Source organism: Azospirillum sp. P4_B5, from assembly GCF_056402275.1.
Map to the genome: position 1 here is coordinate 1 of NZ_JBFUHT010000068.1, position 21,460 is coordinate 21,460.

17 protein-coding genes and 4 pseudogenes are annotated in these 21,460 nt (G+C 67.0%); 15 read left to right on the forward strand and 6 right to left on the reverse strand.

What is annotated here, in order from left to right:
* The 3 genes and pseudogenes from AC1DVI_RS29965 to AC1DVI_RS29975 all read left to right on the forward strand — a co-directional run.
* Positions 1–237 (forward strand): integrase core domain-containing protein (locus AC1DVI_RS29965; RefSeq protein ID WP_476961055.1); only part of this gene is annotated, 237 nt, incomplete at its 5' end.
* A 691-nt stretch (positions 238–928) separates the two neighbouring features.
* Positions 929–1,105, forward strand: coding sequence for a hypothetical protein (locus tag AC1DVI_RS29970; RefSeq protein WP_476961071.1), 177 nt, complete (start codon positions 929–931; stop codon positions 1,103–1,105).
* Positions 1,086–1,313 (forward strand): annotated as a pseudogene (locus AC1DVI_RS29975) (recombinase family protein); the annotation flags it as partial. The gene AC1DVI_RS29970 and the pseudogene AC1DVI_RS29975, both read left to right, overlap by 20 nt.
* 69 nt (positions 1,314–1,382) lie before the next feature.
* On the opposite strand, the pseudogene AC1DVI_RS29980 reads toward AC1DVI_RS29975, so the two are convergent.
* A pseudogene (locus AC1DVI_RS29980) lies at positions 1,383–1,780 on the reverse strand (transposase); the annotation flags it as partial.
* A gap of 63 nt (positions 1,781–1,843) precedes the next feature.
* On the opposite strand from AC1DVI_RS29980, the gene AC1DVI_RS29985 reads away from it, so the two are divergent.
* The gene (locus tag AC1DVI_RS29985; RefSeq protein WP_476961072.1) at positions 1,844–2,008 is read left to right on the forward strand and encodes a hypothetical protein; all 165 of its coding nucleotides are present in this window, start codon (positions 1,844–1,846) and stop codon (positions 2,006–2,008) included.
* Between the two features lie 382 nt (positions 2,009–2,390).
* Here AC1DVI_RS29985 and AC1DVI_RS29990 read toward each other — a convergent pair whose 3' ends face one another.
* The 3 genes from AC1DVI_RS29990 to mobF all read right to left on the reverse strand — a co-directional run bounded on the left by AC1DVI_RS29990 (position 2,391) and on the right by mobF (position 7,663).
* Entirely contained in the window at positions 2,391–2,684 is a 294-nt protein-coding gene (locus AC1DVI_RS29990) for a hypothetical protein (protein ID WP_476961073.1), read from the reverse strand.
* The gene (locus AC1DVI_RS29995; RefSeq protein ID WP_476961074.1) at positions 2,681–3,217 is read right to left on the reverse strand and encodes a hypothetical protein; all 537 of its coding nucleotides are present in this window, start codon (positions 3,215–3,217) and stop codon (positions 2,681–2,683) included. The genes AC1DVI_RS29990 and AC1DVI_RS29995 overlap by 4 nt, the downstream gene beginning before the upstream one ends.
* A gap of 228 nt (positions 3,218–3,445) precedes the next feature.
* Positions 3,446–7,663: a MobF family relaxase gene (gene mobF / locus AC1DVI_RS30000; RefSeq protein ID WP_476961075.1), complete on the reverse strand. Its 4,218-nt coding sequence runs from the start codon at positions 7,661–7,663 to the stop codon at positions 3,446–3,448.
* 194 nt (positions 7,664–7,857) lie between these two features.
* Here mobF and AC1DVI_RS30005 point away from each other — a divergent pair, with 194 nt between their 5' ends.
* The 3 genes from AC1DVI_RS30005 (at position 7,858) to AC1DVI_RS30015 (ending at position 9,447) form a co-directional block, all read left to right on the forward strand.
* Positions 7,858–8,241: a hypothetical protein gene (locus tag AC1DVI_RS30005; RefSeq protein ID WP_476961076.1), complete on the forward strand. Its 384-nt coding sequence runs from the start codon at positions 7,858–7,860 to the stop codon at positions 8,239–8,241.
* Positions 8,242–8,338: 97 nt separating this feature from the next.
* The gene (locus AC1DVI_RS30010; protein ID WP_476961077.1) at positions 8,339–8,557 is read left to right on the forward strand and encodes a hypothetical protein; all 219 of its coding nucleotides are present in this window, start codon (positions 8,339–8,341) and stop codon (positions 8,555–8,557) included.
* A 119-nt stretch (positions 8,558–8,676) separates the two neighbouring features.
* Positions 8,677–9,447: a transposase gene (locus AC1DVI_RS30015; protein WP_476961078.1), complete on the forward strand. Its 771-nt coding sequence runs from the start codon at positions 8,677–8,679 to the stop codon at positions 9,445–9,447.
* A gap of 252 nt (positions 9,448–9,699) precedes the next feature.
* Here AC1DVI_RS30015 and AC1DVI_RS30020 read toward each other — a convergent pair whose 3' ends face one another.
* Entirely contained in the window at positions 9,700–10,920 is a 1,221-nt protein-coding gene (locus tag AC1DVI_RS30020) for a Fic family protein (RefSeq protein ID WP_476961079.1), read from the reverse strand.
* 538 nt (positions 10,921–11,458) lie between these two features.
* Between AC1DVI_RS30020 and AC1DVI_RS30025 the strand changes: the two are divergent.
* A pseudogene (locus tag AC1DVI_RS30025) lies at positions 11,459–12,160 on the forward strand (IS6 family transposase).
* Positions 12,161–12,233: 73 nt separating this feature from the next.
* Here the strand turns inward: AC1DVI_RS30025 and AC1DVI_RS30030 are convergent.
* Positions 12,234–13,454, reverse strand: a complete 1,221-nt coding sequence (locus AC1DVI_RS30030; RefSeq protein ID WP_476961080.1) for a hypothetical protein — start codon at positions 13,452–13,454, stop codon at positions 12,234–12,236.
* 691 nt (positions 13,455–14,145) lie between these two features.
* Here AC1DVI_RS30030 and AC1DVI_RS30035 point away from each other — a divergent pair.
* The 7 genes and pseudogenes from AC1DVI_RS30035 to AC1DVI_RS30065 form a co-directional block, all read left to right on the forward strand.
* The gene (locus tag AC1DVI_RS30035) at positions 14,146–14,943 is read left to right on the forward strand and encodes a helix-turn-helix domain-containing protein (protein ID WP_476961081.1); all 798 of its coding nucleotides are present in this window, start codon (positions 14,146–14,148) and stop codon (positions 14,941–14,943) included.
* A gap of 11 nt (positions 14,944–14,954) precedes the next feature.
* Entirely contained in the window at positions 14,955–15,572 is a 618-nt protein-coding gene (locus AC1DVI_RS30040) for a hypothetical protein (RefSeq protein ID WP_476961082.1), read from the forward strand.
* A gap of 147 nt (positions 15,573–15,719) precedes the next feature.
* Positions 15,720–16,739, forward strand: a complete 1,020-nt coding sequence (locus AC1DVI_RS30045; RefSeq protein ID WP_476961083.1) for an AAA family ATPase — start codon at positions 15,720–15,722, stop codon at positions 16,737–16,739.
* Positions 16,732–17,667 carry a ParB/RepB/Spo0J family partition protein gene (locus AC1DVI_RS30050; RefSeq protein ID WP_476961084.1) on the forward strand — a complete coding sequence of 312 codons (936 nt, stop codon included), beginning with the start codon at positions 16,732–16,734 and terminating at the stop codon, positions 17,665–17,667. Before AC1DVI_RS30045 ends, AC1DVI_RS30050 begins: the two co-directional genes overlap by 8 nt.
* 330 nt (positions 17,668–17,997) lie before the next feature.
* Positions 17,998–18,803 (forward strand): IS5 family transposase gene (locus tag AC1DVI_RS30055; protein ID WP_476961085.1). Its coding sequence is split into 2 segments (ribosomal slippage): positions 17,998–18,325 and positions 18,325–18,803, totalling 807 coding nucleotides; the frame shifts between segments, so codons are not numbered across the junction.
* A 113-nt stretch (positions 18,804–18,916) separates the two neighbouring features.
* On the forward strand, positions 18,917–19,954 hold the full coding sequence (locus tag AC1DVI_RS30060) for an IS110 family RNA-guided transposase (RefSeq protein ID WP_476961086.1): 1,038 nt from the start codon (positions 18,917–18,919) through the stop codon (positions 19,952–19,954).
* Positions 19,955–20,719: 765 nt separating this feature from the next.
* A pseudogene (locus tag AC1DVI_RS30065) lies at positions 20,720–21,196 on the forward strand (recombinase family protein); the annotation flags it as partial.
* Positions 21,197–21,460 lie beyond the last annotated feature (264 nt).

Below are 21,460 nucleotides of genomic sequence, written 5' to 3' on the forward strand. Positions count from 1 at the left end.
GGCGTTCGCCCGTCCATGGGCTCGGTCGGGGATGCCTACGACAACGCTATGTGCGAGAGCTTCTTCGCGACGCTCGAATGCGAACTGCTCGACCGGCGGCGGTTCCGTTCCCATGCCGAGGCCCGCATCGCCGTCTTCACCTTCATCGAGGGCTGGTACAATCCCCGCCGACGGCACTCCGCTCTCGGCTATCTGTCACCGATCGACTACGAAAGGAGATCCAGCACCGCGGAGTGAAACAAGCCCTAACCCGTCCACCGAGCCGGGGCAACTCCATTCTTACCCCCGTATTCCCCCGAATTGCAGCCGGCCGAGCATCTCTGGCCACTGACCAACGAAACGATCGCCAACACCTACTTCGCGGATCTCGGTGCCCTTGATCAAGCGCTTGCCGATCGTTGCTGCGGTCTCGCCGATAATCCTGATCGCATTCGAGCCGCGACATGGTTCCACTGGTGGCCGCAATTCGCTTGATTTCCAAGCAATGGAAGCCTTCACGCGCCGCCCGTATCACGGAGCGTGGTCCTGCACCGCCGATCTCGGTCCCGTCGCAAACAATCCGGGCTGCGTCTCGGGCAATGTGGGCCGAAGGGCCTCGTCGGTCTCAGCCAATCCGGTCCAGGATTTGCCGATGATCTCGGGTCCGACCGTCGATAATCTCAGGCCGCCACAACTACCCTTTTCATCCCCGGTGCGGCGAACGTGTCGGCATCGTCCGGCGTCACCGCTTGCGCGGCATCGTCGTGCTGGTGGTCGAGCAGCCGGACGGCACGGTGACCCACGTGCCGGAATGGATGACCGCGCCGTCGGCCGGCAACGCCAGCCTTTGTAAGGCCCCCCCGGTTCCCGTTGGGGGTTCTCCAGGAGTTGCGCCTGGCCACCGACGCAGCCCTGTCGTTGCTCCGCGAGCGACGCAACGGAGGGCGGCATGAGACACCCCAGAGCGACCGTGCAACCAGACCTGTTCACGCCAACGCAGCCGGCGACCATCCTCCCGCGGGAGGTGGCGCAACGGCTGCTGCCGCTTCTGGAACAGCTCCCCCTGGAGGTGCTGGCGAGCGAAACCCCGACGGCGGAGGCGAACGATGAGCAAGATCACGCCTGATCATCTCGCGCGCCATGCTTACGTCTACGTCCGCCAGTCCAGTCCGGACCAGCTCCTGCACAACCACGAGAGCCGCCACCGGCAATACGGGCTGGCCGACCGCGCCCGCCAGCTCGGCTGGTCCGAGGTGGTCGTCATCGACGACGACCTCGGCCGTTCCGGCGGCGGGATCGCCCGCCCCGGGTTCGAGCGGTTGCTGGGGGCAATCTGCGAAGGGCGGGTCGGCATCGTGCTGGCGATCGAGGCGTCGCGGCTCGCCCGCAACGCGACTGGCAGCCGCATCGTCTGGGCGCCGGGAGCGGTAGCGCACGGTCGAGCGATCCACTCCCAGCACAAGACACGCCCGCCGCTCGCTCACGCCGTGGTTGGCACGGACATGGGCAACGGCACTCCGCACAGCCGCGGGCGTCACCATTTTTTTGCGGCGACGTCCTTCAGGATGGCGTTGTCGAGCATGGCCTCGGCCAGCAGCTTCTTCAGCCGCGCGTTCTCGTCCTCCAGCGCCTTCAGCCGTCGGGCCTCGGAGACCTCCAGCCCACCGTACTTGGCCTTCCACGTGTAGAAGGTGGCCTCGCTGATCCCATGCCGGCGGCACACGTCCGCCGTCTTCTGACCGGCCTCCTGCTCCTTCAGGATGCCGATGATCTGCTCCTCGCTGAACCGGCTGCGTCTCATCCGTCCGTCTCCTCTCGATGACGGACTCTACCTATGCCTGGATGATTTTTCCGGTCTCAGGTCATGATCCAGGACGGTGGCCTCCCGGAGCTTGACGACCAGGATGCCGCGGCTTTCCGTCTGCTGATGGTCGATTGGACAAGCCTCCGACCAATGGTCATTTCCCTGAAGGAAAAGGAAAAATTGCTGTTGTCCAATACTTCTACTGCGTTGGCGCTGGTTTCTTGAGAACCGGCGTGTCAGCGTGCGCCGAGGGATAGAGTTCCGGAGATATGAGCGGGGCGACGATATCGAAAGGTGGGCCCAGCCGGGTCATCGTCTGCCAGTCGATGGGTTCCGGCTCGCTCATGATGCACTGTCCGGACACCGGGTCGCACGGGCAGCCATCCAGCGACGGTGGCGGCACCGGTGCTGGCAGGAATGGAAGCAGCGCCTGAAGCCGTGCCCAAGAGTGCCCCATTGGCGTCTCAGCCATCTCGGGTGCGGTTCGACGATCGGTCATGGGCAAGGCTCTCCAAAGCGGCGACCGTTGTCAGAACCGAACGGCAACGGCGTCGCTGACATTGACGCTCCGACGGCTCCCGGCCGCACCGGCTCGGGGCCGTCAGCGCTACGTCACGGGCACGTCAAAAACACCTTCAGGATCAGGATCGCGCAGCGCCTCGGACGGCCGTGCCGGCCGGAAAGGCTTTGAGGAAGCACCGGTTGTCATGGGGGATTCCTCAATGGCTGGGAGTGGGGACCAGAGCGGCGTTCCAGGAGGAGACGCCAACAACGCCAGGAGCAAGGGCGAACCGGCGGACAAGGCACGTCCCCTGTGCCGCTCAAGCGCCTCGATCTCCACAGCCCTCCGGTGCATGTCGGCCAGGGCGGCCGCATCCAGCAACAGCTTGGCTTCGCTCATCGCGGCGAACCGAATGTGCGTCCTGACCCGGGGCCGAACGGAAGGCGGGCACCTGAGATAACCGTAACCGTCGCGTTTGGATTCGGCAGCGGGGCGGGACGGGGACCGCCGGCCGGCCACGTGACCGGCACGTTCCTCAAGCTCTCATCCAGGCACAATGCCGGGCGAGGCAGGTCCGCGGGCGCCGGGGCGCTGCTTGGTCGGAGTGGGATGGGGTCGGGATGGCGCGGATCCCCCTCTTGCTGTTGACGCTGGAGAAAGTCCATGTCCTGAGGAGCCAGCATGTTGCCTTCCTGAAGCTGCGGAGCCACGTGGAACACGCCGTCCGGGGTGGCGCTGCCGAGGTCGAACGTGGCGGTCTCGGTGTGGTGGCGCAGGTGGACGGTGGCGGCACAATCCCGGGCGATGATCCGGGCTTCAACGATGGCATCGATGGCGGTTCGAGCATCCGGCAAGTTGCGGGCGTGCGGCGGCGGGTTCTCAAAGATGACGAAGTAGCTATAGGTAGGGTCGGGAAGGTCGCGGTCGTCCATAGTGCCCTGCCGGTTGGGAAACACCGCCAACATGTTCGCGCACAGCGGGCTGTCCGTCGAGGTCTGGGACCGGCGGCGGCATGCATTCTGCGCATACCATGAGAGTCAAACAGAGTTCGTCCCGGCCGCCCCGGGAGCCTGTCACGGTCATCCGGGGTGATGCCAGACCCACCGTGGCGGAGCGGCGCCACCTCGGCATGGCCCGCCAAACTGATCTTGAACGCCGGCCTATTGCGAGAACGCTGGTCCCTCCGGCTCCGCCTCCCTCGCATACTCCTGCTGCCGCCGAATGATGGTGGCCTTGCGCTGGGGCGTCACGCTGGCGTTCTGCACGTCAGCCCACGAGGCCACCAGTTCCAACGCCTCCGCCGACTGGGTGAGCACATATCCAGACCCGAGCGGCCCTGCGTTCAGCGCTCGGTTCAGCGCGTCCACCGCCGCGGCCGCCTGGCGACCGACAAGCACGTCGGGTCGGGCGTCGTAAGCGTCCGCCCGCTGCCGGGCGGTTGCCTCGGCGGCCCGGGCCGCGACCAGCTCCTCGATGGCCGTCCACAGCTGCTCCACCGCCGTCTTGGCCTCCCGCCGTTCCGCCGAGAACAGGCGGCCGCGCAGTCCGCTGGCCAAGCCCATCTCCTGAGGCTTCCAGCGGAAAAAGCGACCAAGCTCAGCCCGCTCCTGCGGCGTTTTCCGTTCGGTCGTGGCAATCAACCGGTCGATGCGTGGTCGATCGGCGTTGGGGTCACAGCTGGCGCGCCAAAGCGCCGCTGCGACGCGTTGCTCCGCATGGCCGATCTCACGCTTGGCCGCCACGCAGGCGTCGGCGTAGGGCTGTCTGTTGCGACGGTACTCCGCCGCCGTGGTGTCCATCGGCTCGATCTGCCGGGCCAACTGGCGCAACAGGGCCGCTGCGTCCACCCGGTTCGGCATGACCAGCGCGTGGGCGATGGTATCGCGCCACAGGTCCGGTGTGCCCGTCGCCCGGATCGCCGACACGAGGGCCGCCGCATCCTCCGGCACCACCGCATCGGCCGCCGCCTTGAGCGCCCGCGCCTGCGGGCTGCCGAGGTTGGCCTTGGGATCGGCGGCAAGGCGCCGCCACGCGAACAGCGGCGCAATCCGGGCCTCGACGGCGGCGTAGAGCGCCTGCCGCTGGGCCGCGGCCTGCTCCGCCCGGGTGGCGCGCGCCCTCTGGGCCACGGGGCGGGGCGCGGGTGGGGTCGGAACGGGAGGAGGGGCGGACAACCGCTCAGCGGCCTTGCTGGCGGCTTCCTGGGCATCCGCCTCCGCCCGTTTCACGGCCATCCACGCCGCCGGGTCGAGGGCCTCCAACCGCTGTTCCGCCTCCGGCAGCAGGGCATAGACGATTTCCGCCGCCCGCTCCCACTGCGCCGCGGCCTGCACCGTCGCCAGTTCGCCCCTCAACACCTCCCGCGTTTCCAGCGCCGACCGCCACGCGACGGCCGCCTGTTCCTGGGCCCGGGCGATCGCGTCGAAGCGCGCAACAGCCCGCGCCGTCCATCCCCGACTCAAAACCCCCGCGTCGGTATCAACCAGCGGCTCGATGGTGCGGCGCTGCTCAGCGTTGATCCGGAAGGCCGCTCCCGCCGCGGCCAGCCGGTCCAGCACCGCCATGGCTTGCGCCTCCGCCCGCTGGGCGGCGAGCCGCGGCCCCTGGGCCTCCAGCCGGTCCGCAACCGATGCCAGCCGCACCGCCATGTCGCGCGCCCGCTCCCGGGCCGCGCCGGCGAGCCGCTGGCCTTGCCCCTCCAGCCGGGCTCCCGCCGCCCTCAGCCGGCAGCCAGCGGCCTCGTGCCACCGCTCGGCACGGATGCGGGTAAGGTTCACCACCTCCACCACCGGCTGGCCGGTGGGTGACAGCGCCTCGGCCGGCAGGCGGCCCCACCAGCCCGCCACCCAGGCCTCCACCTGCCCGGGATCGAGGTGATCAAGCGCGCTGACCTTCTCGCCATCGCGCGACCACGCCCGCGCCAGATGCGCATCCACCTCGTCCGTCGTGACCGGCGTCCGCACCGCGTCGTCGGGGCGCCGCGCCCGCACCGCACCCTCGATGGCGCCGCGGTCCACCACCACCGTCGTCCAGCCGGTGCCCCGCGACAGCGCCACCGTCGCCGCCTGTCGGGTCAGCCGGTCGCTGCCGAGCAGGATGGGGGCGGCGACGGTCATCCCCTGGGCCGCCGCCAGGGTTGAGGCGTAGGCGTAGGTGATCGGGATGTGCCCCGCCTTGTCCCGGTAGACCGCCGGATCCACCGTGATGCGGCGGCCGCCGGCGAGCGCCACGACCAGCGCTCCGCCGTCGATGGCCAGCACCCGTCCGCAGTCGCCGTTGACCACCCCAAGCCGGTCATCCCGCTGACGGAACCGCAACTCCTCGCCGACGGCGATGGCGAGCGTGAGCGCCCGCCCTGGGGTGGTGCCGGTGGCTTTCACTGTGAGGGCGTCCTCGCCAAGCCAGCCCATGGCCTTGAGTTCGCCGCGGACCGCCGCGGACAGAGCCCGCACGTCGGCCCACGTCTCCGCAACGACCACCGTCGACCGGCCGGCCTCCCGCACCGCACGCCACCGCGCGGCGGCAAGCGCAACCGCCGCCCCATGGTCCGCGCCCTCCAGGAGACACCCCCGTTCGCGGTGGGCGCGGATCGCCGTCGCCGCATCGCCGTCCATGACCGCCCGCACCGCAGCGCGGGCCACCGCATCCGTCTGCCGGATGATGGTGTCGACAATGGCGACCGGCGCCTCCAGGGCCAGCAGCCGCATGCCCGGCCCCGCCCCCACCGGCTGCAGCTGGCGGCGGTCGCCCACCCCGATCACCCGGCACCCGGTGGCGCGCTGCATCTCCAGGAGCTGGCGGGTTTGCCGGGCGGACCACTGCCCCAGTTCGTCGACGACGATCACCGTGCCGGTACCGATCTCCAGGTCGCCGGCCCGCCAGCGATGCAGCAACGCCTCCGCCGCGAGCGCCGCATCCGCCCCGACACCGTCGCCGAGGTCACGCGCCTGCCGCCAGGCCACCGCGGTCGCCAGAATGGCCTGGGCGCCGGCCCACCGGTACCCCTGAACCACCGGTCGGAGCAGCGTGCTCTTGCCGACACCGGGCGCCCCTTCGACCAGCGCGACGCCACCGCCGCGGGTCATGGCGTGATACGACGCCGCGCCCTGTTCATCGGTCAGCGGCGGGTCCGACGTATTGATCGCGGCCTTGGCCACGACCGATGGCACCATCAGCGCCGGTGCCGCAGCCGCCTGGCGCGCCATCGCGCGGACGGCCACCTCGTCCTCGATCGCCTGGCGGGTCGAATAAACCGTCTGCCCAGCGTCGGTCTGACCGGGCAGCCGCACCACCACACCCTCAGCTTCGAGGCGGCGCACCAGGCCGGCGATGTCGCGGGCCGGAAAGGCGCCCGCGGCGGCCTCGGCGGTCACTTGCCAAAGCTTCGGCTCGGTGAACACGGAGTCGTGCTCGATGATCTCACGAACCCGCTGCGCAACGCCCGTCCAGGCCGCGGTCCGCGCCGCCACCGGATCGCCCTGTGCCGTGCCCTGCAGCGCCATCGCGGCGGCCGCGGTCCAGCCCATCGCCGCGGCTTCCTCCACCCATCGGACGCTGCGGTCCTCGCCGTGGCCCTTCTTTCCCCGCGTCGCCAGCGTCAAGCTGGCGGCCCGCGCGGCGTCCGCGCCGGTGGCGAAGCCCTTCTCCGCGGCGGCCGCCTCGATGTCCTTGCGGCGCTTCGACCATGCCTCGCACAACGCCTCGGGAACCCCGGTAACGCGAATGAATTCGTTGCTCTCGCCGTGACGGTCGATCGCCAGCCCCAACCGCTCCTGCAGCTGCGCCGCCAACTCGGCGCGGTACACCGCACCCGCGGCCATTTTCCAGCGGAACAGCTGTTCATTGGCCAGGCTGCCCCACGTCCCATCCCGACGCTCCGCAACATTCAACACCACGGCGTGCGTGTGCAGGTCGGGGTCGCCGGACCGGGCGTCGCCATGCTGAAACAAGACGCCGAACGCCGGCACCCTCTCACGCATCACGCCGTCTTTGCCCCGCCGTGTTTCGACGGCACGCTCTTGAACCAGCGCCAAGGCTGCTCGCACGGCAGCCTCCTGGGCGGCCTCGATCGCGCTTCGCATCGCAACCGGCGCCACCGCCCACAGCGCGCTGATGCTCTTATCGGCGCTGAAGGTGAGGTCGTAACCGCCGCGCCGCTTCTCCGCTCCCGCATTCTGCACCAGCGCCCGTCCGTCGCGCGGGTTGAAGCCAGTGTGCAGCGCTTTGAACGCCGAGGGGTCAACATCCGAACCGTCGCGGTACCCAAAGTACCCTGGGGTGTTCCACCACACGCCGGTCGGCTCGGTGCCGCCGAGATAATACTCGGCTTGCGCCTCCACGTAGTAGTCCGCCCCGGCACTGGTCCCGATTGACAGCACGCTTCAGCCTTCATGCATCGCCAGATGCGTCAGGTGTGAACCCCTTTTCTCGACGCATTATCGCCATCAACACGACCACCCGCCAGAGCAGAGATCGCGCAACAATGCCGCACCCTGCACGACCCCTATCTGGTTGGCCTCAACCAAGCCGCGCGCTACCCTGCCCAGATCCCGTTCCCGCTTGGAGGTCCGTTATGCCGGCGCCGACCCTGATTTCCCGAGACAGCCTGTCGGCGCTGCGCGCCGCTCTCGACGCCGCGCGCCCGCCGCAGATTTCCAAGAGAGAGGCGGTCCGCGCGGTGGAAGGTTCGCTTCGCGCCGCCCGTGACCGCGGCTGTCCCGATACCCAGCTCCTGGAGATTCTCGCCGCCCACGGCATCACGATCACCGCGTCCACGCTGCGCTCCTATCTGTCCGGCGCCACACCGAAGGTCAGACCGCCGCGCAAGGGCGCGGCGCTCGCGGCCAAGCAGAGCCTGGATGACGCCGCCCCGGCAATCGACCACGCCGCCGATCGTCGCTCCACCGGCCCGGCGAACGGTGATGAGCGCTGGGGCTCCGCAACCGACGCGGTGTGAGCCTGGCGGCCGCGTGCCGCGGGATCGACGGCGCATGGCCAGGCCGCGCCTCGCGCTAACCTCGGTGAATGGCAACAGCACGGATGGGGAGGCGGGGATGAGCGTCGTGTTGCGCTTTCGCGGTGATGGGCCGGCTTTTGACCGCGCCAAAGCGGTGGCCGATGCGATGGGCTTGTCCATCGAGGACTACCTGCTGGTCTGCATCGCCGAGGGCAACAAGGTGCTGCGAGCCCGGCATCTCCCGCTCGATCCAGATATGGATGAGCCGACCTTCATCCGCTGGGGCATTGTCCTGGAGGGAGGCGATGGACGCTGACATGCAAACAGACATGCACCGTGCCGCCGCGAGGATTGCGGACTGGGAACGGCGCCACCGGACGCTGTCCGCTGGCGCCGTGTTGCGGTGGGTTTGCCACGCCAGCCAGCCAGCGCCGGGTGACGTGTCAGCGTTGCCTGCAATCTACGACGCTGCAGTGGAACGATAGGGCCTCCATCGATCAGCCGCTTGTAGCGGTCGCTTCGCTCGATCTCGTCCAGGCTGATGGCCTCACCACGGCGGCCATAGAGCTGGGTGGTGCGGATGAAGGCGCGGCTGCCCATGGCGGCGGTTACCTCGACGCCGCTCTTCTGATCGAGGCCACACGGGACTTCGGCGTTGACCTGGTCGGGCCGACCCGCCCCGACCTGCAATGGCAGGCGCGCCTGGCAACGGGTTTTGCCGCAGCCGCCTTCCAGGTCGATTGGGACACCCAGTACGTGACGTACCCCAGAGGGGTCAAAAGCTCGGGTTGGACGGCAAGTACCGAGTTCGGCTGGGAAACGGTGAAAGTGAAGTTCTCCCAGGCTGACTGCAAGCCGTGTCCGAACCGCACGGACTGTGCCGGTCCGACGGCGTCGCGCCGGGTGATGACGTTGCGCGATCGACGGGAGTTCGAAGCGCTTCAGGCCGCGCGCAAGCGCGCCCCGGAGTTCCGGGCCGTGCACGCGCTGCGGGCCGGGGTGGAGGCGGCCCTGTCCCAGGGGGTGCGCCGCTTCGGCCTGCGCCGGGCTCGGTACGTCGGCCTCGCCAAGACCCGTCTCCAGCACGTTTCTATCGCCGCCGCCATGAACCTGGTCAGGATCGGCGACTGGCTGGCCGGCGTCCCGATCGCGCCAACCCGGCGGTCGCACTTCGGCCAACTCGTCGGGCTTGCAGGCACTACCTGATTTCGCCAGCAGTGTCGGGTTTGCGGATGGACCCCAAATTTCTCCTCGATCCGCCGAACCAACGCCTCGGTCGCCTTGGGCGAGAAACGCGCCCGCGGCGGTGCTGGCGCGGGTGAAGACATGCCCGTGAATGGCCCCGCCGTCGACAACGAGGATGATCCAACCGTTGCCAACGGTGATAACAATGTCGCCTTGATCGAGCACGGCGGAGATCCGTTCGATAGATTGGCTCAGGTGCAACGGTGGGAATTTTCAATTGGCATCGGCCTGATCGCCTCCGAGGGGGCCGCCGGGCAGCGCCGGTTCGGCGCCGAAGGGGCGGTTGATGATCCGAAGGGCCTCGACCGCAGCAAAGTGGCGGTTGCGGCGGTGCCCCGTGCGCTCCTCAAGGATCCTGCAAGTAACCAACTGATCAACCGCGCTGGAGGCCGCTTCGAACGTGACGCCCAGTATGGTCGCCAGACGCTTGACGGTGATGACCGGGTAGTGCGGCAACACATCGAGCGCTCGTAGGGCGGCCGATGCGGATCGGAAGCGCCGGCGACCGAGCCAGACCCTGCGAAGCTCCGCTAGGGCGGCGCGCGTGATCATGAGCTCCTCGACGGTCCCCACAACGGCATCGGCGAGGTAGCCGACAACGGCGTGCCACTGGAGGCGCTGCTGCGCCTCCTTCAGCGCAGCGTAGTAGCCGGCTTTGTGCGCCTCGATGTAAGGAGACAGGTAGAGCGGCACGTGCCCATCAGCCGCCATCATCAGCGGCAGGAGCAGGCGCCCGACACGACCGTTGCCGTCGCGGAATGGGTGCACCGCCTCGAAGTGAGCGTGTCCGATCGCCATGCGGGTCAGCAGCCCTTGCGTCTGCGTCTGCATTCCCCGGCAGCGCAGGTACTCGACGGTTTGCGCTAGGCACTTTGGCACCAAGGCGGGTGGCGGCGGGTTATACGTCGAATAGGCGATGTCTCCGCCTCCACCGATCCACGCGACAATCTTCCGGAGTTCTCCGGGCTCATCCCGATAAGTCGTGTCGCCGCGCATGACAGTGCGGTGCAGTTCCCGCAGCAGATCGACGGTGAACACCGCTGGGCCTTGTTCCCGGGCGAGCGGCAGAAAAGCGTCGAGCGCGAGGGCGTAGTCCTTAACCTGAATGGCGGCCTCGGTCGCTTCGGCGTCCTCGGTTTCTTCGACGGACAGGAGTTCGTCCAGGGTTGAGTGCGTTCCCTCAATGCCGCTGGAGGACACCGCCTCCCGCCGGGTCAGCACGCGGCTGAACAGGTACGGGTCGTGGAGCTCGGCGGCGAGGGTGGCCACCCGTGCCAGAGCGCGGTTCGCCGCCTCGCTGCGCGCCAGGACCGGCGCCAGAATCACGGCGTCCTCGGGCGGGGGCAAGGGGACAACGCCGTGGTGCGCTTGGTGCGGCTCAGGTAGGCGGACCAGGCGCTCTCTGACGTGATGATGCAAATCCTCGCGGCGCATAGGGCTCTCCCGAAACCTTGAGCAGAAAGCGCTGCGGCGCCATCTTATTCAAGGTTATCCCATAAACCTTGAACAAAAAGATATGGGTGCTGCTGTGTTCAATGTTTCCATCCGCCGTACGCACGCAAGGTGCGCTCATGTGACGGTGACTGTCGACACATTGTCGAGGCGGCTCCGGACATGGCCTACTCCACCGTTGGTGGTGACGGCGAAATGATGCCTGGACAGCCGGGAAACCGGGGTCGTATTTAACGGCATTCCGGCCAGAAATCCCACGATCCTTTTCCACGAACCACGACGAACCACAGGATTCGTCACGACCCCGTCAACGTCCGTCGTGTAGCCTGGCGAGCAACGGGGCGTTCTCGGATGCCCATTCGTGAAGGCGCAGGATCGCCTTTACTCCGGTCTCTATCTGCTCCAGTTGCTCGTCGAATCTCTCGTCCGTAGGGTCGATGGACGGCGTCGCAGGACGGACCCTAAGCACTGAGCGGCACCATCAAGTCGACGGTGGCGGGGGTGCGGGTATAGGGTTGCCATGACGACGCCCCGTGTCCCCCGCTACATCGGCTACCGCTTTCCCGCCGAGGTCATCGCGACGGCGGTGTGGCTCTACTTCCGCTTCCCCTTGAGCCTGCGCATGGTCGAGGAGATGCTGGCGGCCTGCGGCATCACCGTGAGCCATGAGACGGTGCGGCAATGGGCCTTGAAGTTCGGCCGCGAGATCGCGGACCGGTTGCGCCGGCGGGGGCCACGCCGGGGCGGTAAATGACACCTCGACGAGGTCGTCCTGTCCATCGCTGGCAAGAAACATTATCTATGGCGGGCCGTCGACCGCGATGGCTTCGTGCTCGATGTGCTGGTGCAGAGCCGGCGCGATGCCAAGGCGGCCAAGCGCCTGCTCCGCAAATTGCTGAAAATGTAGGGCCGCGCGCCGCGGGTGCTGGTGACCGATAAGCTGAAGTCCTACGCCGCGGCCAAGCGGACCATCATGCCGGGGTTGGAGCATCGTCAGCACAAGGGCATAAACAACCGAGCCGAGAACTCGCACCAACCGACCCGGCGACGCGAGCGGCAGATGAAGCGCTTCAAATCGCCCCGACAGAGGCAGCGCTTTCTATCTATCCATGACCCGATCGCCAACCTCTTCCACCACCGCCCCGTCTCCGACTACCGCGCCGCCCGCGCCCAAGCCTTCACTGCCTGGGTTGAGGTCGCCGGTGCGCCGCTGGCCGCTTGATCCTCCGATCTCTCGGCATCCGTGGCCGAACTGCGCCAGCCATCATGGTCGGTGCCGACAAGTTGATGGTGCCCTACTGCTCAGCGTCGTCCGCCGCCGAGGCCGTTGAGGCGATTGTCGGCCTGCGACGACGCAGATCCGCGGCAGCCATCGGCTCGAGGCGAACGAAGCCGCTGTCCGTGGCCGGCTTTCCGGCGATACGCAGGAACTCTGCTTCGTTGCGGTCGACACCAAGGGATGCGGCTTCAACCTCTTGCAGGAAGCGAGCCGAGGGGACGAGCGTATAGATCTCGTCATTGAGCCGGCGGCCGTCCATGACCTTTTCGACGTCCATGGCCTCCAGAATGCCTTCCGCCTGCAGGGCGGTGATCGCATCCCGGACAGCGCGCAGGGTGTCTCGTGGCCGAGACCATTCGACCATTCCGCTGTCGCGCACGATGTCCCTGGCCCGCATGATGGTCGGCTCGCTCGACGAACGGACCTCGTACTCCAAAGTCAGAGCGTTGAACAGCCAGCGCGAAACCGGGTGCCGGAAGCGCATCATCCAGCCGTACGACATCATGCGAAACCGCATGGTCCGAATGGCATCGCTGACCAGTACGTTGAATTGCAGGTAGGTCTCCGCATTATCGCCGCCAGCCTCCGACCCCTCCTCGGCGCTCGGTGACCTCAGCACCATGGTCGGAAAGGCCGAGGACGCGAACTCCACGCGACCGCCTTTGCCCTTGGCGCGAATCTCCACGATCGACTGCGAGAGGATCGTCAGGGCTTCCTTGATCTCATTCCGGCTGAGCGTCCGCCTCACCCGCGCAAGTTCTTTCTGGACCTCGTACAGCGAGAAGTGCATGAGCAGGCGGTTGCGGTCGTCAACCGACAGGCGACCGCGCTCCGTGGCTAGCCGCCGGATCACGGCCTCGACTACCTGCTCGCGCTCGCATGGATAGACGGACACCCACTCCTCGACGTCGCCGCGATCGGTTTTGTGGCGCCGCTTGATGGTGGCTGGTTTCAAGGTCAGACTGAACGGCCGTCCGCGGAAGACGAACTCCCGCTCAATGGCTTTTTCCGACGGGCGGCCTCCCTCGCCACGCTCCGCCACCGGAACACTGCCGGGATAGAACACGAAGCGCGGCGCCAAGTCGTAGAGGCCGACCGTGTTGGTGCGGGTACGGGACGGATCCCGACCACTGGCATCCAGAGCATGGTCGATCTCGAACAGGAGCAACTGGACGGCGCTCTGCCCCGTCGATGGCTCCTGGCTCTCATCAGCACCTGCAACAACCAGACCGGTCATGCCCCCTCCCCTGCAGCGTCCACCATAGGCACGGCGTCGTGACCGGAGCAACACGCAGCGATGCTGTGGACGTTCCGGATGTGAAGGTTGAGGCCGCGCATCTGTAGGATGAGGCCGCACATGGGGAGGGTGAGGCCGCGCATCTGTAGGATGAGGCCGCGCATGCCGGCCGGTCAGCGCGAAGTTGGCCCGAATCGCGACGTGCGCGGCCTCATCCCCCCATGAACGCGATCTGTATGGGTGTTATCGCGGTTTCTCCCAGGTGGAAAGGTCGCGGACGGTCAGGCTCAAGAGATCCGATGCGTGGCCTCTTCCTTCACACCTCGGTGGAAGCGCGGCCTCATCCTACAGGCTGTATCCCTCTTGCCGTCATCTCCTCGCGCTGATGCGCGGCCTCATCCTCCCAATCGACGGCTGGCGACACCTAAATCCAGCGAATCGGGTTCGTCCGAGTCGTTTGCCGAAGCGCGGCCTGATCCTCCCGAATCCGATTCGGAGGCAGAGCGCGGCCTCTTCCTCCCCATGCGCGGCCTCGTCCTCCTTACGCGCGGCCTCATCCTACAGATGCGCGGTCTGGTCCTCCCCATGCGCGGCCCAGACCTCCCTGGAGGATGAGGCCGCGCTTTTCGACTCACGCTCTTGGATTCGAATCCTCGCTCAAGAAGTGCCCTCCGATGGAGAGGAAGGAACCATGACCACGCCGACCGACACGACCAGCCGTTGGGGCAAGATCCCCGCTTGGTGGCTCGACCACCCCGATCTCGACGCCGACGGCTTCGCCGTCCTGGCGGCGCTCGCCACCTTCGCCGACGAACAGGGCGTCTGCTGGCCGTCGCAGTCGACGCTGGCCGCGAAACTCAAGCGGTCGCGCCCAACGGTCAACCGCATTCTGCAGCGCCTGGACGACATCGGCCTGGTTACGATTGAGCACCGCCGCGGCCGCGACGGCTCCCGGCTGTCCTGTCTGTACCGGCTGCGCATAGAGCGGAACGGGGGAGTGGTCGCCGAAGCCGCCGCACGCACTGTTCCCGCCGACGACAGGGATGACTCGGTGGCGAACGCCCCCTGTCCAGCACCGAGTCAAGAACACCTCCATCCGGAACAGATTCCAGACTCACTCGCTTCGGGCGAGCGCGGGCTGGCGCAGGGCGTGTCCGCAGATTGGATGCCGACGACCGACGACCTCGCCTGGGCCCGCAGCCGCTTTGGCGATGTCGACCTCGGCCAACACGTCGAGGGCTTCGTCCTGCGTTGTCAGGCGCACGGCTACCGCTACCGCGACGTTTCCGCCGCTTGGCGCGCTTGGCTGGTCCAGGACGCGGCGGCCGGAAAGGCGCCGACGGCGAAGGCCGCGGTCCCTGCTGGAACCACGGCTCCGACGTTCAGCCGTGCCCGAGAAAGCGCCGCCGAACAGCGCGTCAACGCCTGGATGACCGTCGCCGCGCGGCTCAAGGATGCCCAGAAGACTACCACCCGATCTTGGACCTGAGGAGGCCCGTCATGTCCGCTGCCGTGATGCCGTTGCCAGAGCGCTCGCCGCTGTCGTTCGACCCCGCGATGCCGTCTGCCGACCGATGCCGTCTGCTCGTTGCCACCTTTCCAGAGCCTTTGCGCGCGGTGCTTGCCGCCGGTCACTTGGACCACCGCCCGCGCTTCGGCGAGGATGGGTTCGAAGGCCTCGCGGAGACTTGGTCGCCGCCGGCGACCGTCACGGCTCGGCAGGCTGCCATGGCGCAGCGCATGCTGGCGGATCTGAAAGGCTCGATCCTGGCGCCGGCGGAGCCCGACCGGCTGCTCGGCCGTGTGCTGGCACTGCTGTCGCATTACCCGGCGAAGGGGCTGACGTCCGACGTTGAGCAGTTGGTCGCGATGGACTGGGTCGAGGATCTCGGCGAATTTCCCGTCTGGGCAATCGACCAGGCAGCGCGCACTTGGCGCCGGACGAAGAAGTGGCGGCCGAGCATCGCCGAGATGCGGGCGCTCTGCGAGGAGGCGTGTGAGAAAGAGCGCCAGTTGGTCGAGTGTCTCCGTAAGGTGCTGGCCGCGAGTCCACGCGGTTCCTCGACTCCGAGTTTCAGTCGAATGGCTGAGGTCCGCTGTGTCCGCCGCTTTCCCTGACCTTGAGATTGGCCGGTGTGCCCGAAAAGACAACATTGCCGGCGAGACGCTATCGTAAGCACGTTGACCCCATCCGATCGCTGTTGACAGGGTGAGTGTCTCACTTTATGCGTGGAATCGCTGAATTCGACTGATTGGGGAGGGGGCATGCTCGGCGAACAGTTGAAGGCGTACCGCGAGGCTCGTGGACAATCGAGAGAAGACTTTGCGGCGTTTCTGAACGAGGGCTTGGACCGATCCTACGATCGCCAGAGGATCTCGCGCTGGGAGAATGGGGGTGAGCGTATCCCACAGGCCGTCGTCGCCTTCATCCGCAAGCACCCGGTGCTTCCCGTCGAGAAGCCTGGGCCGGCGCTCGTTGTGTCCTTGGCGAATCAGAAGGGCGGAGTGGGCAAGACCACTGGGTGCGTGAACGTCGGCCGCATGCTGGCCGACCGCGGCTACTCCGTCGTGCTGGTGGACTCCGACCCTCAGGCCAACGCCGGGATCCATCTCAGCGTGGACGTCGTCGCCTGCGAGGAAGCCGAGAAGACGCTCTACTACGTCCTCAAGGGGGCAGCGAAGGCTGAAGAGTGTCTCGTGGAGACGCGCAACCCGCGCCTACGGGTTCTGCCGTCCTCGCTCAAATTGGCCGAGAGCGAGACCGAACTCGCCGCCCAGCAGTTTTCACACAACACGTTGCGCAGCCGGCTCGCCGACCTGCGCCGCAGCGTCGACTTCATTCTCATCGACTGCCCGCCCACCCTGGGGCATTTGGTGACCAACGCTCTGGTGTCCAGCGATACGGTCTTAATCCCCTGCCAGACGCAGCCTCTCGCCTTCATGGGCATGGGCACGCTGCGCAAGCAGATCGACTTCGTGCGCGAACGCGGCAATCCCACCCTCTCCCTGCTCGGCATCGTGCCGACGTTCTACTCCGGCCGCACGACCCAGGACCAAGCCACGCTGAAGGACATGCACGAAACCTACGGGCAGGAGGTCCACATCTTCCCGCCAATCCCCAACACCACGCTCTACCCGCAATCGTCGGCTGGTGGCGACGCTCTGGTCGCCTTCAACGCCAAGGCGCCCGGCGTCGGCACCTTCGACATGGTGGTGCAAACTCTGATCGAGGAGCGCGACCGTCGCGTCGTCCCGGCTGGTCACGGAGTGGCGGCGCATGGCTAAGGGCATTCCGCGCTCCAACATGGGGCTCATCACCAAGAGCAGCGACCAGACCAGCGCCAACCCAGTGCGGCTCGACAGCAACGCGCTGACCGGCAAGGCGGTGCCCTTCGAGCGGCCCTTCGCCTGCGACATCGGGCTGGTCGTCACCAACCCTGATCAGCCGCGCAAGATCTTTCGGGAAGAAGACCTGGCGTCCTTAGCCGCCTCGCTTGATAAGCATGGCCTGAAGCAACCGATTGGGGTGCAGCAGCAGGCCAACGGTGAATATCTCCTGGTGTGGGGCGAACGGCGCTGGAGGGCAGCAAAGTCGCTTGGCTGGCCGACCATTACCGCGGTCCTGACCGCTGGCGATCCACTTGAGGTGGCGCTGGTCGAGAACGTGCAGCGCGTCGACCTGTCCCCGTTCGAGCAGTCCGATGCGCTGCACGGGTTGAAGGAGCGTCACGGGTACACGGACGAGGCGCTTGCCGGTATCGTCGGCAAGGACCGCAGCATGATCTCCAAACTGCTCCGTCTGCAATCCCTGCCTGAGGCGATCCGCGAGGAATACGCGAAGCATGAGCCGACGCTCCGCTTTCTTCTCACGCTCACCCGCGCCGCGTCGGAGGCCTCCGCCCTTGCCATGTGGGACCAGTGGAAGAGCAGCGGCGCGGCGGGAGAACCCGACGTTAGTGGTGAGCCAACACACTTGGAAAACGCAGGAGCGGACCACGAGCGCCCCTCGCGCAAACCGGCCGACAATTCGCCGGAGATGGCGCTGAGTGCCCTACCCCAGCGGGTGTTCCGCGTTCTCAATCGGGCTCAGGAAACCATTGGCGCGATGGTTGAGAAGCCGCGACCTTTGACCGACGGCGACTGGGAGCGCCTGATGCATATGCGTTCGCTGATCGACACGCTGCTCGAACAGCGAAAGTCAGAACGGACGTAACGTGCGATGGGAACCGTTCCCATTGAACGTTCCTTTGGGTGGGTAGTGTCGGTGAACGCAGGCAATCGCTACTCTTTTCGTCGGACCGCACAGGCGCATCTTCGTCAGAATCCGTGAAGGGCGTTGCGTCACCGGCGGTGCCGAAAGGCTGCTCCTGCTGGAATGTCCAATGGGAACCGTTCCCATTGGACAACTCGCCGAGGGAGATTTGGTTCTCCCGCACTTTGCGTGATGCTGGTGGCGCAGGACGCCAGAGGTGAGCACATGAGGTGAACATCGCAACAGCTTTAGAGTGCGTAACAAAACCGGCCGGGAACGGTTGGTAGGGGCATGGCAGCCCCTCTTGTTTCCGACGCCTTGTGGGCGATCATCGAACCGCTGATCCCGCCGGAGCCGCCCAAGCCGAAAGGCGGACGGCCCCGGTTGGACGATCGTGCGGCGCTGACCGGCATCCTGTTCGTGCTGCGCACGGGCATCCCTTGGGAGCTTCTGCCGGTGGAGATGGGCTGCGGCTCGGGAATGACTTGCTGGCGGCGTCTGCACGAGTGGCATCGGGCTGGGGTGTGGGAGCGGCTGCATCGCGTGCTGCTCGACCGGCTCGGCTATGCCAACGCCATCAACTGGGATCGTGCGGCGGTGGACAGCGCCAGCGTTCCAGCAAAAAGGGGGGCGAGGAGACCGGCCCGAACCCGACGGATCGCGGCAAGCCGGGCTCCAAGCGGCACATCCTCGTCGATGCCAACGGCATTCCACTCGCTCTGAGGATCTCGTCGGCCAACCGGCACGACAGCAAGCTGCTTGAGGCGCTGGTCGATGCTGTGCCGACGATTCGCCAGTGTGCGGGCCGGCCACGGCGCCGCCCGGCCAAGCTGCACGCCGACAAGGGCTACGACTTTGCACACTGCCGGCGGGCGCTGCGCCAACGAGCGATCATTCCGCGGATCGCCCGGCGTGGCGTCGAGAACAGCGAGCGTCTTGGCCGACACCGATGGGTGGTCGAGCGGACGCTCGCCTGGTTCGCCCGCTTCCGTCGCATTGCCGTCCGCTACGAACGGCGCGCCGACATCTTCACCGCCTTTCACCACATCGCCGCCAGCCTCATCTGCTGGCGCTTCGTCCAAAGATGGTTCTGTTAGATGCGGTAATCGGGCCTGGGTTCTGCCGCTGAGGAACAAGCGGCGGCCTCTCACGCTGATGGAGAATGCGGGGGCTGAACGGGTCAGCCCCGAGCGCCAAAGCGAGGGGAACCATGGACTACTATGCCGGAATAGACGTGTCTCTGGACCAGTGCAGTGTCTGTGTGGTGGACGGCAGCGGCCGGATCGTTCGCGAGCTCAAGGTGAGCAGCGATCCCGACGCACTGGTGGCGGTCTTCACGGCGGCTGAGGTGAGCTTGACCCGTGTTGGCCTGGAAGCTGGTCCGCTGTCGCAATGGCTCCACGCCGGGCTCGTCAAGGCGGGCATTCCTGCCGTCCTGATCGAGACGCGCCACGTGAAGGCGGCGCTGTCAGCCATGACGGTGAAAACCGATCGCAACGATGCCCGCGGCATTGCGCAGCTGATCCGCATGGGCTGGTTCCGGCCGGTGCACGCCAAGGCGCTGCCAGCCCAGGAGGTCCGAGCCTTGTTGACGGCTCGCAAGCAGTTGCAGAGCAAGCTGCTCGATGTGGAAGGCAGCCTGCGCGGCATCCTGCGTGGCTTCGGGTTGAGGATTGGAACGGTGGGCAAGACCGGCTTCGCCCCCCGTGTGCGGGAGCTGGTCCATGGTCAGCTGACGCTGGAGCGCGTGGTCGAGCCGATGCTGCGGGCGCGGGAGGCACTGCGCATCGAGTTCGCCAAACTGCATCGCGAGCTGCTGCGCCTGGTGCGCGCGGACGAGACCTGCCGGCGGCTGATGACGGTGCCCGGCGTCGGACCGGTCGTGGCGATCACGTTCACCTCGGCCGTGGACGATCCCGCGCGCTTCATGAAGTCCAAGGCGCTCGGCGCCCACTTCGGCCTGACACCGAAAAAGTACCAGTCTGGTGAGGTGGATCGCACCGGCCGGATCAGCAAAGTCGGTGACGCAATGGTCCGAACGGCGCTGTTCGAAGCGGCGACCGTGCTGCTGACGCGCACGACACGTTTCTCAGCGCTGAAGGCGTGGGCGCTACGGGTGGCCAGCCGTCAGGGGCTGAAGAAAGCCCGGGTGGCCCTGGCGCGCAAGTTGGCGGTGGTACTGCACCGCATGTGGATTGACGGCACGACGTTCCGCTGGAGCGCAGCGCCCCGGGCCGTTGCTATGTGAGGAGCCGGCCCGGGGCGCTGCTGAGCGCCGGCCGGACACGAGGTCCCGTCGCAGGGACGAGGGATCGGGTGAAGCCGCAAGAGCGCCGGTGGGCACGCGCTGCGTGGACCACGCTTGTTAGATCGGCTCGCCCGCTCCTCTGATCGCATCATGTGGCGGCTCCACGCCGACCACGGACAGAAGCATGAGCCCTGCGACGAGATTATGGTGGGAGGGGCTTGACCGAACCGGCCCGATTACAGAAGGCGCTCTTAGTTCACTGTGATCAAGCGCCTACATCGAACGTCATTCCGCATACCGATTCGAGTCGGTCCGAGTTGAGTATCCGTGGCATCCGCTCTTCGGGCGACGGCTCCCCATCGTTCTGCGTCAGACACGCGGAGGATGCGATATCGTCTGGCTCGAGGAGCGGCCGGGGCAGAACCGCGAACTGCCGGCGTGGATGTGCAACGCGGTCGCCTGCCAGCCGATGGCGACGCTTGGCCCACCCATGGTCCGGGTCGAGGCCCTGGGCGCGTTGGCGGCAGTCCTCTCGGCCCGGATGCCTGGGCAAGACGGAAGCGCATCATCGGACACCTCACCTGCCAAGGAGGCTGCCGATGAGCAGACGAGCATCGCCCAGGGGGCAACTGGCGCTGGACCTCGCGCCCACTCCGGCACCGCTGCCGATGCCGGCGGTGCCGCACGAAGCCGTTCAGGCTTTGGCGGATCTGCTTCTGGAGGCTCTGGGCGGCAGAGCGTCGACGACTAATAGGGAGGGCGGTGATGAATTCCAAGATCACACCTGACCATCTCGGCCGCGGCGCCATCGTGTACGTGCGCCAGTCCACCATGAGCCAAGTGGTCGGCAACACGGAAAGCCAGAAGCGCCAATACGCCCTGGTGGAGCACGCCCGAGCCGCCGGCTTCGTGTCCGTCACCGTGATCGACGACGACCTGGGGCGGTCCGGCTCGGGCCTCGTCGAGCGGCCTGGCTTCCAGAGGCTGGTGGCGGCCGTCTGCGCCGGCTCGGTCGGGGCGGTGTTATGCCTCGAAGCCTCCCGTCTGGCCCGCAATGGCCGGGATTGGCACCACTTGGTCGACCTCTGCGCCCTCGCTGGGACGTTGGTCATCGATCCGGACGGCGTTTACGATTCTCGCCTGGTCAACGATCGCCTCCTGTTTGGGCTGAAGGGCACCATGTCCGAGTACGAACTCAGTTTGCTGCGCCAGCGGGGTCTCGAGGCTCGGGACAGCAAGGCCCGGCGGGGCGAGTTGCGCTTCACCCTGCCGCCCGGCTACTGCTGGACGGATGCCGGGCGGATCGAGGTCGATCCGGACGAGCGGGTCTCCGGCGCCATCCGCATGGTGCTCGCCATGGAGTTGCCCCGGCTCGGTGGACACCATCTGACTTGCGCAGGAGGTGTTGACCAATGCCGAAAACCCGCCCGCCTTATCCGCCGGAATTCCGGCAGCATATGGTCGAGTTGGTCCGCTCTGGACGCGATCCCACCGACCTCGCCCGTG

Excerpts from the sequence above, each read along its gene's own strand:
- AC1DVI_RS29970 (WP_476961071.1), top strand. The coding sequence starts at position 929 with ATGAGACACCCCAGAGCGACCGTGCAACCAGACCTGTTCACGCCAACG.
- AC1DVI_RS29985 (WP_476961072.1), top strand. The coding sequence starts at position 1,844 with ATGATCCAGGACGGTGGCCTCCCGGAGCTTGACGACCAGGATGCCGCG.
- AC1DVI_RS29990 (WP_476961073.1), bottom strand. The coding sequence starts at position 2,684 with ATGAGCGAAGCCAAGCTGTTGCTGGATGCGGCCGCCCTGGCCGACATG.
- AC1DVI_RS29995 (WP_476961074.1), bottom strand. The coding sequence starts at position 3,217 with ATGGACGACCGCGACCTTCCCGACCCTACCTATAGCTACTTCGTCATC.
- AC1DVI_RS30005 (WP_476961076.1), top strand. The coding sequence starts at position 7,858 with ATGCCGGCGCCGACCCTGATTTCCCGAGACAGCCTGTCGGCGCTGCGC.
- AC1DVI_RS30010 (WP_476961077.1), top strand. The coding sequence starts at position 8,339 with ATGAGCGTCGTGTTGCGCTTTCGCGGTGATGGGCCGGCTTTTGACCGC.
- AC1DVI_RS30020 (WP_476961079.1), bottom strand. The coding sequence starts at position 10,920 with ATGCGCCGCGAGGATTTGCATCATCACGTCAGAGAGCGCCTGGTCCGC.
- AC1DVI_RS30030 (WP_476961080.1), bottom strand. The coding sequence starts at position 13,454 with ATGACCGGTCTGGTTGTTGCAGGTGCTGATGAGAGCCAGGAGCCATCG.
- AC1DVI_RS30035 (WP_476961081.1), top strand. The coding sequence starts at position 14,146 with ATGACCACGCCGACCGACACGACCAGCCGTTGGGGCAAGATCCCCGCT.
- AC1DVI_RS30040 (WP_476961082.1), top strand. The coding sequence starts at position 14,955 with ATGTCCGCTGCCGTGATGCCGTTGCCAGAGCGCTCGCCGCTGTCGTTC.
- AC1DVI_RS30045 (WP_476961083.1), top strand. The coding sequence starts at position 15,720 with ATGCTCGGCGAACAGTTGAAGGCGTACCGCGAGGCTCGTGGACAATCG.
- AC1DVI_RS30050 (WP_476961084.1), top strand. The coding sequence starts at position 16,732 with ATGGCTAAGGGCATTCCGCGCTCCAACATGGGGCTCATCACCAAGAGC.
- AC1DVI_RS30060 (WP_476961086.1), top strand. The coding sequence starts at position 18,917 with ATGGACTACTATGCCGGAATAGACGTGTCTCTGGACCAGTGCAGTGTC.